General features: G+C 74.8%; 11 protein-coding genes. 10 read left to right on the top strand and 1 reads right to left on the bottom strand.

From position 1 onward, the window contains the following. Nucleotides 1–3 precede the first annotated feature (3 nt). The 5 genes from FDM97_RS06325 to FDM97_RS06305 are packed head-to-tail and all read left to right on the top strand — an operon-like array spanning nt 4 to nt 8011. On the top strand, nt 4–1302 hold the full coding sequence (locus FDM97_RS06325) for a hypothetical protein (protein WP_137989272.1): 1299 nt from the start codon (nt 4–6) through the stop codon (nt 1300–1302). Between the two features lie 41 nt (nt 1303–1343). Further along, the gene (locus FDM97_RS06320; protein WP_137994688.1) at nt 1344–3818 is read left to right on the top strand and encodes a tetratricopeptide repeat protein; all 2475 of its coding nucleotides are present in this window, start codon (nt 1344–1346) and stop codon (nt 3816–3818) included. Between the two features lie 11 nt (nt 3819–3829). Beyond that, nucleotides 3830–5383, top strand: a complete 1554-nt coding sequence (locus FDM97_RS06315) for a PP2C family serine/threonine-protein phosphatase (protein WP_432816196.1) — start codon at nt 3830–3832, stop codon at nt 5381–5383. A 52-nt stretch (nt 5384–5435) separates the two neighbouring features. Then, the gene (locus FDM97_RS06310) at nt 5436–6764 is read left to right on the top strand and encodes a vWA domain-containing protein (RefSeq protein ID WP_137989270.1); all 1329 of its coding nucleotides are present in this window, start codon (nt 5436–5438) and stop codon (nt 6762–6764) included. Nucleotides 6765–6805: 41 nt separating this feature from the next. Beyond that, a complete protein-coding gene (locus tag FDM97_RS06305) occupies nt 6806–8011 on the top strand; it encodes an FHA domain-containing protein (protein WP_137989269.1) in 1206 nt (401 codons plus the stop codon). A gap of 101 nt (nt 8012–8112) precedes the next feature. Here FDM97_RS06305 and FDM97_RS06300 read toward each other — a convergent pair whose 3' ends face one another. Then, entirely contained in the window at nt 8113–9087 is a 975-nt protein-coding gene (locus FDM97_RS06300) for a methyltransferase domain-containing protein (RefSeq protein WP_137989268.1), read from the bottom strand. A gap of 99 nt (nt 9088–9186) precedes the next feature. Here FDM97_RS06300 and FDM97_RS06295 point away from each other — a divergent pair, with 99 nt between their 5' ends. The 5 genes from FDM97_RS06295 to FDM97_RS06275 all read left to right on the top strand — a co-directional run bounded on the left by FDM97_RS06295 (nt 9187) and on the right by FDM97_RS06275 (nt 16886). Beyond that, nucleotides 9187–9600, top strand: a complete 414-nt coding sequence (locus FDM97_RS06295) for a globin (protein ID WP_137989267.1) — start codon at nt 9187–9189, stop codon at nt 9598–9600. Nucleotides 9601–9835: 235 nt separating this feature from the next. Next, nucleotides 9836–10165, top strand: a complete 330-nt coding sequence (locus FDM97_RS06290) for a hypothetical protein (RefSeq protein ID WP_137989266.1) — start codon at nt 9836–9838, stop codon at nt 10163–10165. A 3-nt stretch (nt 10166–10168) separates the two neighbouring features. Then, nucleotides 10169–10948, top strand: a complete 780-nt coding sequence (locus FDM97_RS06285) for an ABC transporter ATP-binding protein (protein ID WP_137989265.1) — start codon at nt 10169–10171, stop codon at nt 10946–10948. Continuing rightward, a complete protein-coding gene (locus FDM97_RS06280) occupies nt 10945–13302 on the top strand; it encodes a hypothetical protein (protein WP_137989264.1) in 2358 nt (785 codons plus the stop codon). The genes FDM97_RS06285 and FDM97_RS06280 overlap by 4 nt, the downstream gene beginning before the upstream one ends. A 167-nt stretch (nt 13303–13469) precedes the next feature. Next, entirely contained in the window at nt 13470–16886 is a 3417-nt protein-coding gene (locus FDM97_RS06275; protein WP_137989263.1) for an ABC transporter permease, read from the top strand. The last annotated feature ends 28 nt before the right edge of the window (nt 16887–16914 follow it).

The following is a 16914-nucleotide window of genomic DNA, read 5'->3' as shown; positions in this document are numbered from 1 at the left end:
TCGATGGGCGTCGCGGGCACCCCCGGGCCGGTGATGGACCGGGACGAGGTGGACCGTGCGCTGGCGCGGCTCGGCGCGGAACACAAGGCGATCGAGGACTCGCTCCTCGCGCTGCAGGACCACGCGGGCCGCAGGCTGCTCGAAGGCGCCGAGCTGACCGGGACGACCCGGGAGCGCTGGCGGTCCACCGAGCGGACGATCACGCTGCTCTGGACGTACTTCGACGCGTACACCGCCGCGCTCGCCGAAGCCCGTGAGCTGCGCGCGCGACGGCGCTGGTCCAGCCGCGAGGACCTCGTGGAGCTGACCGAACGGCTGCGCGGCGAGAGCGTGCTGGTCTCCGGCGGGGCACAGCAGCCCGACCCGTCGGACGCCGGTTCGGCCCGGCTCTCCGAGCGGTTCACGCTGGAGCGGCTCGTCGGCCGGATGAACGAGCTGTACGCGTCCTCGCTCGACATGGTCGTGACCGCCGACGCCGTCTGGTCCGCGCTGCCCGCCCGGATAGATCTCCTCGCCGCCGAGCTCGGACGGACGCGCTCGCTGGCGCACTCCGTCGGCGTACGGCCCGGGGAGCACCCGGCCGGCGACGAGCTGGAGGAGATCACGGCCGAGCTGGCCACCCTGCGCGCCCAGGTCGTCACCGACCCGCTGGCCTTCTGGCGGCCCGCGGCGGGCAGTTCGGCGCCCGGCGGCGGCCGGCCCGACACCGAGCGGTACGACCGGGCGGCGCGCGCCCTCGAGGACATCCGGCGGGAGATCGAGGCGGTCCTCGCGGTCCGGCAGGACTCCGAGGAGCGGCTGATGCGGCTGCGGGACGTGCTCTCGCGCGCCGACCGGACGCTGGCCGAGGCGCGGTCGGCGCGCGGCGAGGTCCTCGCCAAGATCGCCGCCTCCGAGGTGCCGGCGGTCAGCGGCCCGCCGACCGTCCTCCAGGAACGGCTCGCGACGGCCGCCGAGTACCGCAGACACGCCCAGTGGCACCGGCTCTCCCCGCTCCTGGAGTCCCTGGAGCAGGAGGCCGAGGACGAACTGCTGCGCGCCCGCGAGTCCTTGACCGCCGTCACCGCGCCGCTCGCGGTCCGCGCCGAGCTGCGCGGCCGGCTCGACGCGTACAAGGCGAAGGTGGCCCGGCTCGGCGCGGCGGAGGATCCGCTGCTGATCGAGCGGTACGACGCGGCGCGCCGGATGCTGTGGAGCGCGCCGTGCGACCTACGGGTCGCCGAGCAGGCGGTCCTGCGCTACCAGCAGGCCGCCGCAGAGGTCCTGTCCGGCCCCAGAGATTCCAGGGGGAGTCAGTGGTGAGCACCTGTCAGCGTCCGGCGTGCGAGGGATCGTACGAGGACATGGGCGGCGGCGAGCTGTACTGCGACACCTGCGGGCTCGCGCCGGTCGTCGCGCCCGGCGGGATGCTCCGGTCCACGCCGACCGGGATGGCGGTGGCCGGCAAGGGCGCGGACTCCGCCTCGTCCCGTTCCTCCCGCAGCAGTTCGCGCGCCTCCTCGCGCTCCTCGACGTCGCACCGCTCGGTCTCGGGGCGGCTCTCGCGCTCGCTGTCGGGCGGGAGCACCGGCCGTTCTGTCTCGGTGCGCAGCTCCGGCTCGTCGACGGCCCAGTCCGGGCGGAACCGGCTGGGCGCGGGCCTGGTGACGATTCCCGAGGTGCCGCGCCCCGACCCGCGTGCCGCGGTGATGGAGAACCCCGAGGTTCCCGAGCGGAAGCGATTCTGCTCGCGCTCGGACTGCGGTGCTCCGGTGGGCCGTGCGCGCGGGGACCGGCCGGGCCGTACGGAGGGCTTCTGCACCAAGTGCGGGCACCCGTACTCCTTCGTGCCGAAGCTGCGCGGCGGTGACATCGTGCACGGGCAGTACGAGGTCGCGGGCTGTCTCGCGCACGGCGGGCTCGGCTGGATCTATCTCGCCGTCGACCGGGCGGTCTCCGACCGCTGGGTGGTCCTCAAGGGCCTGCTCGACACGGGAGACCAGGACGCGATGGCCGCGGCGATCTCCGAGCGCCGCTTCCTCGCCGAGATCGAGCACTCCAACATCGTCCGGATCTACAACTTCGTCGAGCACCTCGACCAGCGCACGGGCTCCCTGGACGGCTACATCGTCATGGAGTACGTGGGCGGCAAGTCGCTCAAGGAGATCGCCAACGACCGCCGGACACCGGACGGACGGCGCGATCCGCTGCCGGTGGAGCAGGCGTGCGCGTACGGGATCGAGGCCCTGGAGGCGCTCGGGCACCTGCACAGCCGGAACCTGCTGTACTGCGACTTCAAGGTCGACAACGCGATCCAGACCGAGGACCAGCTCAAGCTGATCGACATGGGCGCGGTCCGCCGGATGGACGACGACGAGTCGGCGATCTACGGCACGGTCGGCTACCAGGCGCCGGAGGTGGCCGAGGTCGGCCCGTCGGTGGCGAGCGACCTGTACACGGTGGCGCGCACGCTCGCCGTGCTGACCTTCGACTTCCAGGGCTACACGAACGTCTTCGTCGACTCGCTGCCCGACCCGGAGCACATCGAGGTCTTCCGGACGTACGAGTCGTTCTACCGGCTCCTGGTCCGCGCGACGGACCCCGACCCGGCGCGCCGGTTCGCCTCCGCGCAGGAGATGGCGGAGCAGCTCACGGGCGTGCTGCGCGAGGTCGTGGCCCTCCAGTCGGGCCGGCCGCGACCTGCGCTCTCGACCCTGTTCGGTACGGAACTGCGGGTCACGGACACGGAGTTGTTCGCGGAGCTGACCGAGGACGTGTCGGTCCTGGGGGCCAGGGAGACCCGGCGCGGCGGCCGTCGCGTGGCGCAGGGCGGGGCGCCGGCCGGGGCGCGTGTGGCGGCACCGGTCGGGGCACCGGCCGTGGTGCCCGCCGGAGTGTCCGCCGGGGGCTCCTTCCTCGTACCGCCGGACGGGAGAGCCGGCGCGCTCGCGCTGCCGGTGCCGCGCGTGGACGCGGCGGATCCCAACGCCGGTTTCCTCGCCGGACTGATGGCCTCCGCCCCCGCCGAGCTGATCAGCGCCCTGTACACCGCGCCCGCGCCCTCCCTTGAGCTGCGGCTGCGCGAGTTGCGTGCCCGCCTGGAGATGCACGACCTCGGCGCGGCGGGACAGGCGCTCGCCCTGCTGGAGGAGCAGCACCCGGACGACTGGCGAGTGGTCTGGTACCGGGGCGTCACGTCGCTGGTGACCGGCGACCGTGAGAACGCGGCGCTGTCCTTCGACGCGGTCTACGACGCGTTCCCCGGGGAACCGGCGCCGAAGCTGGCCCTCGGCATCTGCGCCGAGGTGCTCGGCCAGTTGGACAACGCCGCGGAGTACTACCGCCTGGTGTGGGCCACCGACCCGAGCTACGTCAGCGCCGCGTTCGGACTCGCCCGGGTGCAGCTCGCGGCCGGCGACCGTACCGGGGCCGTACGCACGCTGGAGTCCGTACCGGAGGCGTCCATCCACTACACCGCGGCCCGGGTCGCCGCCGTACGGGCGCGGCTGCGCAGACGGCCGGCGCACGAGCCGCTCGGCGCGGACCTGACGGCGGCAGCGGCGCAGGTCTCCGCGCTCCAGGGCTTCGGTCTTGACGCGGTGCGCCGGGAGCGGCTGTCGACGGAGGTGCTCGGCACGGCGCTCGACTGGGTCCTCTCCGGAAGCCCCGGAGCGGGACCGGGCGGGGCGCAGCTGCTCGGCAACGCACTGGACGAGCGCGGACTGCGCTTCGGCCTCGAACGCTCGTACCGGGTGCTCGCCCGGCTCGCCCAGCGGGGCGAGGAGAGGATCGAACTGGTGGAGCGGGCCAACCGTTTCCGCCCCCGGACGTGGGTGTGAGTATGTCCCAGATGCCGCAGAACGACCTCTCCGCCTGCCCTGAGTGCGCGGAGCCGCTGGAGTCGGGTGACCGGTTCTGCGGGGCGTGCGGGTACGACCTGTCAGCCGTACCGGAGCCGGAGCCGGAGCCGGACCGCCCGACGGTGGCCATCGGCACTCCGGTGAACTGGCCGGAGGCCCCGGGCCGCGACCCGGCCTCCCTCTCGACGGCGACCCAGCACCCGGGCGACCTGCCGGGCACGGACTCGGGCGGCCACGACCTGCCGACGACGCCCGCGCACGGGACTCCCGGCGTCGGGACCCCCGGCGTCGACGCGGCGGGCGCTACGGCGGGTTCCGAGAGCCCGGCCGCCGTGCCGCCCGCCCGGGACCTGCCGACCGTCCCGGTCCGCACGGACGAGGCGTTCCTCGCGCCGCCGGCGGGTGCGGGCGTCAGCGGACTCGCGCAGCTCGCCGCCGAGGCGGGCCAGGCGGCCCCGGCCGAGGCAAGCGGCCCGGTCGGCGCCGGCGGCGCGGCGCCCGCCGCGCCGGTGGTCCCCGCCCCCGCCCCCTCCCCCGACGGGGACTTCGCGCTCGCCGCGCCCGACCCCCGGGCCGCCGCGCAGGTCGCCGCCGCGCAGGCCGCCACCCCGCCCGCCGGGACCAAGCTGTGCGTCGCCTGCCGGGCCGGGCACGTCGACCCCGACGGGTACTGCGAGAACTGCGGCCACGCCCAGCCGCGCGAGCGCGACCACATGGAGCAGGAGCTCTCCGGCGTCGCGGCCGTCAGCGACCGCGGCCTGCGCCACCACCGCAACGAGGACGCGTTCGCGGTCTCGGCCACCGCGCTGCCCGACGGCACCCCCGCCACCCTGGCGATCGTCTGCGACGGCGTCTCCTCGGCGACCCGCCCCGACGAGGCCTCCGCCGCGGCGGCGAACGCCGCCGGGCAGTCGCTGCTCGACGCCCTGCCCCGTGGCACCCACCCGCAGCAGGCCATGCACGAGGCGATCGTCGCCGCCTCCGAGGCGGTCAACTCCCTGGCGGAGGAGCCCGGCCAGGACGGCATGGAGCACGATCCACACCGCCACCAGAACGCCCCGGCCTGCACCATCGTCGGTGCCGTCGTCGCCGACGGGCTGCTGATCGTCGGCTGGGTCGGCGACAGCCGGGCCTACTGGGTGCCCGACGACCGCACCTCCCCGCCCGCACGGCTCACCCAGGACGACTCCTGGGCGGCCCAGATGGTCGCCGCCGGGCTGATGAACGAGGCGGAGGCGTACGCCGACGAGCGCGCCCACGCCATCACCGGCTGGCTGGGCGCCGACGCGTACGAACTGGAGCCGCACACGGCCGCGTTCAAGCCCGACCGCCCGGGTGTGGTCGTGGTCTGCACCGACGGGCTCTGGAACTACGCGGAGGGCGCGGACGACATGGCCAGGGTCGTGCCGGCCGACGCCGCCGGGCGGCTGCTGCACGGCGCCCAGGTCCTGGTCGGACACGCCCTGGACGGCGGAGGCCACGACAACGTCACCGTGGCGCTGCTGCCGTTCACCCTCTCGCCGCAAGGGGCAGGATCGGCCTGAGCGGTCGCCGGCCCCCTGCCCTTTCCACGCTGTCGTCGAGGAGCCGAATCAGATGGCGAACTTCTCCAAGTCGCACGTGCCGCAGTTCTCGGTGGACGTGTACCAGAACGAGTTCCTGCCCGAGGGCGGCCGTGAGGTCAACGCGATCGTCACGGTCACGTCGACCGGCGGTGGCACGAGCGGCGGCGCGGCGCTCGCGGACGACAGCGCCGACGCCGCCGTGGTGATCATGGTCGACTGCTCCGGTTCGATGGAGTATCCGCCGACGAAGATGCGGGGCGCGCGGGACGCGACCGCCGCCGCCATCGACGCCCTGCGCGACGGCACCTCGTTCGCCGTGATCGCCGGTACGCACGTGGCGAAGGAGGTCTTCCCCGGCAACGGCGGCCTCGCCGTGGCCGGTCCGGCGACCCGTGGCCAGGCCAAGGACGCGCTGCGCCGGCTCACCGCGGGCGGCGGTACGGCGATCGGCACCTGGCTGCGTCTCGCGGACCGGCTGCTCGCCTCCGCCGATGTGTCGATGCGGCACGGCATCCTGCTCACCGACGGCCGCAACGAGCACGAGTCGCCGGAGGACCTGCGGGCCGCTCTGGACGCCTGCGCGGGCCGGTTCACCGCCGACGCGCGCGGTGTCGGCACGGACTGGGAGGTCAAGGAGGTCACCGGCATCGCCTCCGCGCTGCTCGGCACGGCCGACATCGTGGCCGATCCGGCGGGCCTCGCCGCGGACTTCACCGCGATGATGGAGAACACCATGGGCAAGGAGGTCGCGGATGTCGCGCTGCGCCTGTGGACCCCGGTCGGGGTGGAGATCGGATTCGTGAAGCAGGTCGCGCCGACGGTCGAGGAGCTGACCGGCCGGCGTACGGAGGCGGGTCCGCGGGCCGGGGACTACCCGACGGGCTCGTGGGGAGACGAGTCCCGCGACTATCACGTCTGCGTCCGGGTTCCGCAGGCCGGGATCGGGCAGGAGATGCTGGCGGCCCGGGTCTCCCTGATCGTTCCGGACCCGGCGGGCGGCACCCCGAAGACGCTGGGCCAGGGGCTGGTGCGGGCGGTGTGGACGGACGACATGGCGATGTCCACGTCGATCAATCCGCAGGTCGCGCACTACACGGGCCAGGCCGAGTTGGCGCAGGTCATCCAGCAGGGTCTGAACGCGCGGAAGTCGGGCGACCACGACGGGGCGACGGCCAAGCTGGGCCGCGCGGTGCAGCTGGCGGCCGCCTCCGGCAACGAGGGCACTGCGAAACTGCTTTCGAAGGTGGTGGACGTCGTCGACGCGGCGACAGGTACTGTGCGTTTGAAGGCGAAGGTCGCGGAAGCGGACGAGATGACTCTCGAGACCCGCTCCACCAAGACGGTTCGCGTGAAGAAGTAGCCCGGCCAGCGGGCCGGACGACGAGAGGGGGAAGCACCGACATGCCGACCTGCCCGAACGGACACCAGTCGGTCTCCGACGACTGGTGCGAGGTCTGCGGCCATCGTATGGCCGGGGCGGGTGCGCCGACGGGTGCCGTACCGCCGCCTCCCCCGCCGCCGCCCGCGTACGGATACCCCGGCCCGGCCGGTCCGGGTCCCGGCCCCGCGCCCGGTCCCGGGGGGTACGACCCGAACGCGACCGCCCAGGCGGAGCTCTGCCCGCAGTGCCGCACCCCGCGCGAGGCCATGGCCCCGTTCTGCGAGGAGTGCCGCTGGAACTTCCTGACCAACACGGCGACCTCGTACACGCCGGTGGCGCCGCCCTCGTCGCAGCAGAGCCCCGCGCCGGGGCTCAACCTGCCGCCGGGCTTCCAGTCGCCGCCGCGTCCGCCGCAGCAGCACCAGCCGCAGCAGCCGGATCCGTACGAGTACCAGAGTTCGCGGCCCTCGCAGATGAACCGGCCTGCGGAGCCGCTCTCCGCCGACCCCACCCACCACCAGGCACCGCCGCAGCGCCCGCAGGCGCAGCAGCAGCCGCAGGGGTTCCAGCAGGGACCGCCGCCGCCTCCGCCGTCCTTCTTCCAGCCGCCGCCGGCCGCTCCCGCGCAGCCCGGGCCGCCGCCCGCACCGCCCGCGCAGCAGCAGCCGCCGCAACCGCCGCAGCGTCACGCGCCCGGCGGAGGCGGCGACGACTGGGTGCTGCCGCCGCCGTCCCAGCCGCAGCCTCAGCCGCAGCAGCAGGCACCCGCGCCTCAGGCGCCTCAGGCGCCCCAGCAGCAGTACCAGCCGCCCCGGCCCGCCGCGGGCTGGTCGGCGTACATCGGCCCTGACCGCGACTACTTCATGGCGATGATGCACCGCAGCGGTCCGGAGGCCTCGGGCCTCAACCTGCCCGCGTACTCGCCCGAGCAGCATCTGCCGCTCCAGGGCAACCAGGTCAGCATCGGCCGCCGCCGGCACTCCACCGGCGAGGCCCCCGACATCGATCTGTCCGTGCCGCCGGAGGACCCGGGCGTCTCGCACCAGCACGCGGTGCTGGTGCAGCAGCCGGACGGCTCGTGGGCGGTGGTGGACCAGAACTCCACCAACGGCACCACGATCAACGGGGCCGAGGAGCCGATCCAGCCCTATGTGCCCGTCCAGCTCCAGGACGGCGACCGGGTGCACGTCGGCGCCTGGACGACGATCACGATCCGACGCGGATAACGTACGAGCTACGAGCGGGGCGGATATCGGATCCAATGTCCTGGATCCGATATCCGGGATCCACGATCCACGATCCACGATCCACGATCCGATATCCCGGCTCAGCCGTCCGGCAGGGGCCAGGCGTACGGCCCTTCGGGGTCGTCCAGCCACGCCCACTGCCGGCCCCCGCTCACCGTCACCCCGAAGCGCTCCCGCTCCGGCCGCCGCTCGCGCTGCCAGAGCGAGAGCGCTTCGCGCGTGTCGAGGCTCTCCTCCACCAGGGTGCGCAGGAAGCTGAAGCGCTCGTCCTCGTACACGTGCCGGGGCAGCCCCATCGGTCGTGCGCGGTGGAAGCGGGCGTTGCCGCCGCGCAGGGCGACGAAGTACGCGGAGGTCGGCAGGAACCGCCCCTCCGCGTGGGCCTCGTCCCACACCCGCAGCAGGATCAGCCCGGTGGAGAGCGGCGAGAGGACGAGCGCGCCGGGGCGGCACTGCGTCAGCCAGGCGTACGGGATCGACGGCAGGGTGCAGGTCGCGATGATCCGGTCGAAGGGCGCGCGCTCGAGGCAGCCGCGCGCGCCGTCGCCGGTGATCACGGCGGGCCGGTAGCCGGCGGCGGCGAGATGGGTGCGGGCGGACTCGGTGATCTCCTCGTCGAGATCGACGGTAGTGACGTGTTCCGCGCCGAGCCGGTGGCTGAGCAGGGCGGCGTTGTAGCCGGTGCCGGCCCCGATCTCCAGGACGTCCTGCCCGTCCCGTACGTCCAGGGCCTCCAGCATCTCGGCCATCAGGGAGGGCTGGCTGGCGGAGCTGACCAGCTCCCCGTCCCGGACCCGGGTGGCCAGGGGCTCGTCCCGGTAGGCACCGCGCAGCCAGCGGCGGCGCCGGGCGGGGTCGGGGTCGCCGGACCAGAGCCGCTCGTAGCCGGCGGCCCCGGAGACGTAGTAGTAGGGGACGAAGAGATGGCGGGGCACGTCGGAGAAGGCCGCGCGCCAGGCGGGGTCGTGCAGCGCGCCGTACGCCTCGATCTCCCGTACGAGAGCCAGCCGCGCCCGCGCGCCGGCCTCGGCGAACACATCCGGCTGAGCTCCCATGACTCCACTGTCCTGCGGTGGGAGTGGCGAAGCGAGCGGTTCCGGCCCCTTGGTCCTGGGCCTCCGGTCCTCGGCCGGAGCATCTGAGACGATGGAACGGTGAACGAGATTCCGCGCGGCACGCTTCAGGAGCAGACCTTCTACGAGCAGGTGGGTGGCGAGGAGACCTTCCGGCGCCTCGTCCGCCGCTTCTACCAGGGAGTCGCGGAGGACCCCCTGCTGCGCCCGATGTACCCCGAGGAGGACCTCGGCCCGGCGGAGGAGCGCCTCGTGCTCTTCCTGATCCAGTACTGGGGCGGCCCCCGCACGTACAGCGACCACCGCGGCCACCCCCGGCTGCGGATGCGCCACGCGCCGTTCACGGTGGACAAGGCGGCCCACGACGCATGGCTGCGGCACATGCGCGCGGCGGTGGACGAGCTCGCCCTCGCCCCGGAGCACGAGCGCCAGTTGTGGAAGTACCTGACGTACGCGGCGGCGTCGATGGTCAACACCGCCGACAGCACGGACTGAGCCCTCGGAGTCGTGCGGAGTCCGCGGAGCCTGCGGATCCCGCTGCCCCACTGATCCCACTGGTTCGCGCCAGCCGTCGGCCACATTCGGTCATCTGACCGACACGTGCTGCCATCGGTCTCCCTCACCCCATAGGTTCACCCGCGCAACACGCAACACCGCAACACATCGAATGGGCATCCGCACCGGGCGGGTGCCCCTCGTCTTGTGGAGGTTCGTCGTGCGACGGAGAACCATGCGTCTGGGTGCACTGGCGGTCGGCGCGGTCACCGCCCTGATCGGGAGCAGCAGCGCCTTCGGCGGCACGTTCTACGTGTACCAGGGCAGCGACTTCGGTTACATCGTCTCCGACCACTCGTACGTCGGGGTGTGTGACAGGGAGGTCGACGGCTTCAACGTCTACAGCGAGTACAGGCGCCTCAACGGTGTCACCGGGCGCGTGGAGGAGACCGGCGGCTACTGCCGGACGGGCGGGTCGAGCTCCTCGTCGGTCTACCAGCTGAACGTCTGCGAGAACATCCCGTTCGCCCCCGACGCCTGCTCCGGCTGGAAGACGCACTACTGATCCATGAGCTCCTCCCCCACCCTCGACGTCTCCGGCCTGACCTGCGCGCTCGGCGGCCGCACCCTGCTGCGCGACATACGCCTGACCGCCCACGCGGGCGAGTCGATCGCCGTCATGGGCCCCAGCGGCAGTGGCAAGTCCACGCTCCTCTCGGTGCTCGCCGGGCTGCACCGGCCGCAGGCGGGGACGGTACGGGTGTGCGGGACCGACGCCGCCACGCTGCGGCCCGCGAAGGCCGCGGCGTGGCGGCTGCGGACGATCGGCTTCGTGTACCAGTTCGGTGAGCTGCTGCCGGAGCTGAGCGCCGTCGAGAACGCGGCCCTGCCGCTGCTGATCGCGGGCAGGGGCCGGCGCGAGGCGTACGAGACGGCCGAGCGGCTCCTCGGAGAGCTCGGGGTCGGGGAGGTGGCCGACTCCCCGGCGAGCGTGCTGTCCGGCGGTGAGCGGCAGCGGGTCGCGGTGGCCAGGGCCCTGTCCACCCGCCCGCCGCTGATCCTCGCCGACGAGCCGACCGGCGCGCTCGACGAGCGGGCCACCGACGAGGTGCGCGCGCTGCTGTTCGGCCTGCCCGACCGGTACGGCACGACGCTGGTCGCCGTCACCCACAACCCGGCCGTCGCCTGCCACGCCGACCGCCGCCTCCACCTCCGCGACGGACGCCTGACCGAGGCGGACGAGCCGGAGGCCGAGGCGGACGAGCCGGAGGCCGGGGCTGACGCCGCAGCGAGGACCGAGGTCGTAGCCGGGGCCCGGGCCGAAACCCGCGCGGAGGGCAGCGCGTGAGCCGCACCCGACCCGGCGCGCCCGCGTCGGCCTCGCCGAGCGCGTCGGACGCCGGTCGCCCTGGCGCGGGCCTCACCGCTCCGGCCCCCACCCGGCCCAGCACGGCCCTGCCCAGCAGGCCCCGGCCGAGCCGTCGCCGGCGGGGTGTCACGGCGCAGCTGCTCGCCGTCGGACGGCGGGCCGCGGGCGGGCGGCGGGATCCGCGTCATGCCGTCCAGGCGCTCTGTCTGACGCTCGCCGCCGTCGCCGCGGCCCTGCTCGTCTGGGGCGCGCAGGTCGACCGGGCCGTGTACGGCGCCCGTGACTTCCGGGCCGCCGCCCGGCTCCCGGTACCGGCCGCCCCCGGCGCCACGCCCGCCGCCCTCTGGTGGGAGGGCTCGGACACCGTGGGCGACCGGGCCTTCTCGGTCGTGGCCGTCGAACCGCTCCCCGGCCGGGTCGCCGCCCCACCGCCGGGTCTGCCCCGCTGGCCGGAGCCCGGCGAGGCGTTCGTGTCGCCCGCGCTCCTCGACATCCTGCCCGCCGCCGCGACCCGCTTCGGCCGATCGGCCGGCACCATCGCCCCGAGCGGTCTCGTCGACCCGGGCGAACTGTTCGTCTACCGGCACCCTCCGGCCGACGCGGGGATCGGGGGCAAGCCGTACTCCCGCCTCATCACGGGCTTCGGCGGCGCCCCGCTCACCGGACCGTCCCCGTTCCTGAGTCAGGGCTTCGACCGCGCCGAAAGCGACCTGTACTGGCTGATGTTCCCGCTGCTCGGCCTGCCCGCCGCCGTCCTGCTCGTCGTCGGCGCGCGGCTCGGTGCCCGCGGCCGGGACCGCCGTCTCGCCGTGCTGCACGCGATCGGTGCCGGCCGTTCCGTACGCGCCCGCATCGCCGCAGGCGAGTGTCTGCGCCCTCTGGCCGTCGGCACGCTCGTCGCGGGGCTTCCGCTGACGGTCCTCGCCTTCACCGGGTTCACGCTTCCCGTGACGGGGTACGAGATCGCCGCCCGCGATCTCACCGCCCTGCGCTGGTCGTTCCCGCTCTCACTCCTCGTGGTCTGGGCCGTGCTGTGCCTGGCGTTCGCGCTGCTGCATCTGCGGATCGGTCCCGCGGCGGGCGCCCGTCCGCGCCCGGTCCGGGACCGGCCGCCCGCCTGGCCAGGCCGGCTCTGCGGGATCGGGACCCTGTGCGCGCTGTGGGGCGCGATGATCGGGGATCTGCCGGGCGTACGGCTCTTCACCGTCGGCGCGATCCTGGCGCTCGCCGGGCTGCCGCCGCTGCTCGGCAGGGCCGCCGCGAGGCTCTCCGTACGCCTGACCGGACCCCGGCGCGGCGACGCGGCCCGGCTGGTCGGGGGCCGTTGGGCGGCCGCGCACCCCGGGGTGATCGCCCGGACGTGTGCCGCGCTCGCGGTGCTCCTGGGGCTGCTCGCCCAGGTTCAGGTCAGTATCAGCGAGTTGACCACCGAGGCCCGGCATGCCGCCGTGCTCGCCGCGCACCTCGACGGCCGGCTCCTCCAGGTGAACGGCGCGTCGGACCGGAGGGAGGCGGACCGTTTCCTGGCCGCGCTCGCGCCCGGCGACCGGGCGCTGCGGATCGTCCACTCGGACCGGAACGCCCGGCCCGTCCTCGTCGGCGAGTGCCGCGACCTGGTGGCGCTGGCGCCCGTGACGGTCTGCCCGCACGGCGAACCGCTGCCCGCCGCCGAGGTGTTCGCCGAGCGGACCCCGCGCACGGAGGCCCTGCGCTGGATGAGCTTCGGCGAGGTGGACGTCCGGGCGGCGGCCGGGTCCGACGAACTCCGCGAGGGTGCGGGCGCGTTCGTCGTCCTCACCCAGGGAGCCGACGGGACCGACCGGGCTGACGGGACCGCCGTGGCTGACGGGGCCGAGCGGATCGAGCGGGCCGCGTACCGGGCCTTTCCGATGCCCCAGGTCGAGGTGCCCGGTGTCGAGTACGGCGTCGGGTCGGCGGCCCGCGCCCGGATCGCGGACTGGGTGATGCTGATCGCGGCGGCCGGATTCGCCTTCCTGACGCTGACGGGCTCGGCGGGGCTGCTGCACGCCTTCCTCGACCGGGCCGACGAACTGCGCCCCCTGGCCGGGTACACCTCGGGGGTGCGCTTCCATCTGCGGGTCGCCTGGTGGGGCATGGGGGTGCCGACCATCTGCGCGCTGGTCCTGGCCACGCTCTTCGCCGGGCTGCTCGCCTCCTTCAACCTCGGGTTCCTGGCGCCCTCGGGCGACTCCCCGCTCGGGCTGCTCGCGTGCGGGCTCGCGCTCGCCCTCGCCGTCTGCGCGGCGGCCACGCTGGCGGGCGGGGTCCTGGCCGCCCGGTTCACGCACCGCTGGGTGCCGCGCGGCGACTGAGGGCACGCATTCCGGTTCCGTACCCCCGGATAACGGTCACGATCCAGTCAAGGTCTCCCCGCAAGCGGTTACCAGCGGCACGTGCCCTCTGAAAGCATCCGATGAACGTTCGACGCGCGTTCAGGGGATCACGGGTTTCAGGGGTTTCAGGGGATTCAGGGGGATCGGTGACCGGGTTCGTACTTCTGCGCGTCAGAGCACACCAGTTGCTGCTCGCCGCGGCGCTCCTCGCCGTCCTGCTGACCACCTCCGTGCTCGCGGCCCTCGCCGCCTTCTCCGGCTCCATCGGCAACGCCGCTCTCCAGAGCACCCTGCGGGGCCGTGCCGCACCCGCCGCCGCTCTGGTCGTCGCCGGGCAGGTGCCGGTGGCGAAGCGGGAGAGCGCCGACACGGCGGCGCGTGAGGCCGCGAGCAGGACCTTCGACGGACTGCCGGTGAGCGTACGGAAGCTGGAGCGCTCCGGTCCTTACGCACTGCCGCGCACGCTTCAGGATCCGGCCGCGCGCCTGGGCGAGCCCGACCTCACCCACATCGCCGCACTCGACCGGTCGAGGCTCGCGCTCGTGAAGGGCGCCTGGCCGGACAGCACGAGCAGCGACAGCATCGACGTGGCGCTGCCCGAGGAGGCGGCCAAGCGGTTGCGGATCGGTCCGGGGACCGTGCTCGATCTCACCGACCGGCTCGGCGGCCCGTCGGTGAAGGTCCGGATCACGGGGCTCTACCGGGCGCTCGACCTCACCGACCTGTACTGGCAGTTGGACCCGGCCGGCGGGCGCGGCGTGAAGACCGTCGTGTTCACGACGTACGGCCCGCTGGTCGCCGACCCCGCCGTCCTCGACTCCGGGCGGGTCACCGCGGGCGAGACGTCCTGGCTGGCCACGGCCGACTTCACCAGGGTCACCACCGACCGGATGGAGGCGCTGCACGCGGCCGCCTCGGCGGAGCCGGCCGCGCTCGCCGCCGACACCACAGGATTCGGCGGCACGGTCAGCGCCCGCACCTCGCTGCCGACCGTCCTGGAGCAGACCGGACGGGCCCTGCTCGTCTCCCGGTCCACGCTGGCGATCGTCGCCGTGCAGCTGGTGCTGCTCGCCGCGTACGCCCTGCTGCTCGTCGCCCGGCTGCTCAGCTCCGAGCGGTCGGGCGAGACCGAACTGCTGCGGGCGCGCGGCGGTTCGCGGCGCCGGATCGCCTGGCTCGCCGCCGTCGAGGCGCTGCTGCTCGCCGTGCCCGCGGCCGTGGTCGCACCGCTGCTCGCGGGGCCGCTGACCCGGCTGCTCGCCGACCGGACCTCGCTCGGCGCGCTCGGTGTACGCCTCGACGACGCCCCGCCCGGCCAGGTGTGGCTGGTCGCGGCGCTCGTCGCCGTGTGCTGTGCGGCCGCCGTCGTGGCGCCCGCGCTGAGCACGGGGGACGGCGGTGCGGTGACCCCGCGCAAGGGGCGTACGGCCGCCCTGCCCGCGCCTGTACGGGCCGGGGCGGACGTCGGCCTGCTCGTCCTCGCGGCCGTCGCGTACTGGCAGCTCGACCGGCAGACCGGCGCGTCCGGCACGGGGTCCGGGTCCGACACCGGGTCCAGCTCCGGGTCCGGGTCCGGTTCCGTCACCGTTTCCGGGGACGCCGGCGGCGGTGCGCTCAGCGGCGACCGCTGGGGCGCTCTCGGCATCGACCCGCTTCTGGTGGCCGCCCCCGCGCTCGCACTGCTCGCCGGCACCGTCCTGACCCTGCGTCTGCTGCCGCCGACCGCCAGGCTCGCCGAGCGGCGCGCCGCCGGCGGGCGGGGGCTGCCGGCCGCGCTCGCCGGCTGGCAGTTCAGCCGCCGCCCGCTGCGCGGCGCGGGCCCGGTGCTGCTGCTCGTCCTCTCGGTCGCGATGGGCATGCTCGCCATCGGCCAGAGCGCGTCCTGGGACCGCTCGCAGACCGACCGGGCCGACTTCCGTACGGGAACGGCGCTACGGGTCCTGACCGAAGGCGCCGCCGACCCCGCCCAGAGCGGGCAGTACACCTCGCTGCCCGGGGTCCGCTCGGCCGCCCCCGCGCACCGCACGACGACGACCCTCGCGGGCAACCGGACGGCGACCGTCCTCGCCCTCGACACCGTGCACGCCGCCGACGGTTTCCTGCTGCGCGACGACCTCGCGGACCGCCCCGCCGGCTCCCTGCTCACGTCGCTGGCCCCGAAGGCCGGTCCGCGCCCGGGGGTGGCCCTGCCCGTCGGGAGCCACGGCCTCACGCTCGACCTGCGGCGCACGGCGCCGCCCGGCACGGCCCCGGCGCAGGTGACGGTCGTCGTGGAGGACCGCTACGGCATTCCGTACCGTCAGCCCCTCGGGCCGCTTCCCTCCGACGGGCAGCCGCACCGGCTGACCCTCGACCTGGGCGGCTCGCCAGGAGCCGTGCCCGGGCCCGGAGACGGGCTGACGCTGACCGGCGTGGAGCTGGACGGGCGGGTCACCGACGGGCGGGGCGGGCCGCAGACCTTCGCCGTCGAGCGGCTCGTCTCCCTCCACGAGGGCGGCGGCGAGCGCCCGGTCGACGCCGTGCGCTCCCTCACCTCCTGGAGCACGGGCTACCAGGAGACCTCGAACGGGCGGCGGGGGAACCCGGTCCCGCTGACCGGGTCGGCGACCGCCACGGCGCCGTACTCGGTCGGGTTCGTGGCCGGTAGGCCCTCGGCCGACCCCGCGCATCCGGCACAGGAAGGGCAGGAGGAGTACGGCCTGCGGATCACCGCCCCGCTGCCCGCACGGCCCGCGACGCTGCCGGCGGTGGCGACGGACGCGTTCCTCACGACGGCCGCCGCGAAGAAGGGCGACCGTGTCGAGGTGTCCCTGGGCGGCCTGAGGCTGAAGGTGACGATCGTGGACTCCGTACGGGAGCTGCCCACCACCGGCGCCGGGGCCAGGACCGTTTCGGCGACCGCGCCGTCCGCCACACCCGACGACGGAGGCGCGCTCCTGATCGATCTGCACGCGGCCAACCGGTTCCTCACCACCGACCCCACCGCGTCCCTGCCGCCCACCGAGTGGTGGCTGACCACCGCGCCCGGCCGGGCCGTGGAGGTCGCCCGCACGCTGCGCGCCCGGCCCGACGTCGACCCCACGCAGGTCCTCGTACGGGACGAGGCGGCCGCCGAGCTGCTGGGCGACCCGCTCGGCGCGGGCCCCAACGCCGCGCTGATGGCGGTGGCGGCGGCCGCGGCGGCGCTCGCGGCGGTCGGCTTCGCGGTCAGCGCGGCCGGCTCGACCCGTGAACGGTCCGCCGAGTTCGGGGTGTTGCGGGCGCTCGGCGCGCCGCGCCGCCAGCTGGCCCGGCTGATCGCCGCCGAGCAGGGCCTCCTGGTCGGCATCGGCCTGCTGGTGGGCGTGGCGCTCGGCGCCGTGCTGACCCGGGCCGTCGTCCCCCTGATCGTCCTGACCGGGCAGGCGGCCCGGCCCGTTCCCCGTGTCCTGGTCGAACTCCCGCCCGGCCACGTGGCGCTGCTGCTCGCCGGGGTCGCCACGCTGCCGCTGCTGATCGTCGCCACGATCGCGCTGCGCCGCACCGACCCGGCCGTGACACTGCGCCACCAGGGGGACCAGTGATGCGTACGGAACAGTGGAGGAAGGCGAC

The sequence above is a fragment of the Streptomyces vilmorinianum genome, from assembly GCF_005517195.1.
GTDB classification, from domain to species: domain Bacteria; phylum Actinomycetota; class Actinomycetes; order Streptomycetales; family Streptomycetaceae; genus Streptomyces; species Streptomyces vilmorinianum.
The sequence above is the reverse complement of the archived record's forward strand: the minus strand, read 5'-3'. Positions and strand labels throughout refer to the sequence as shown.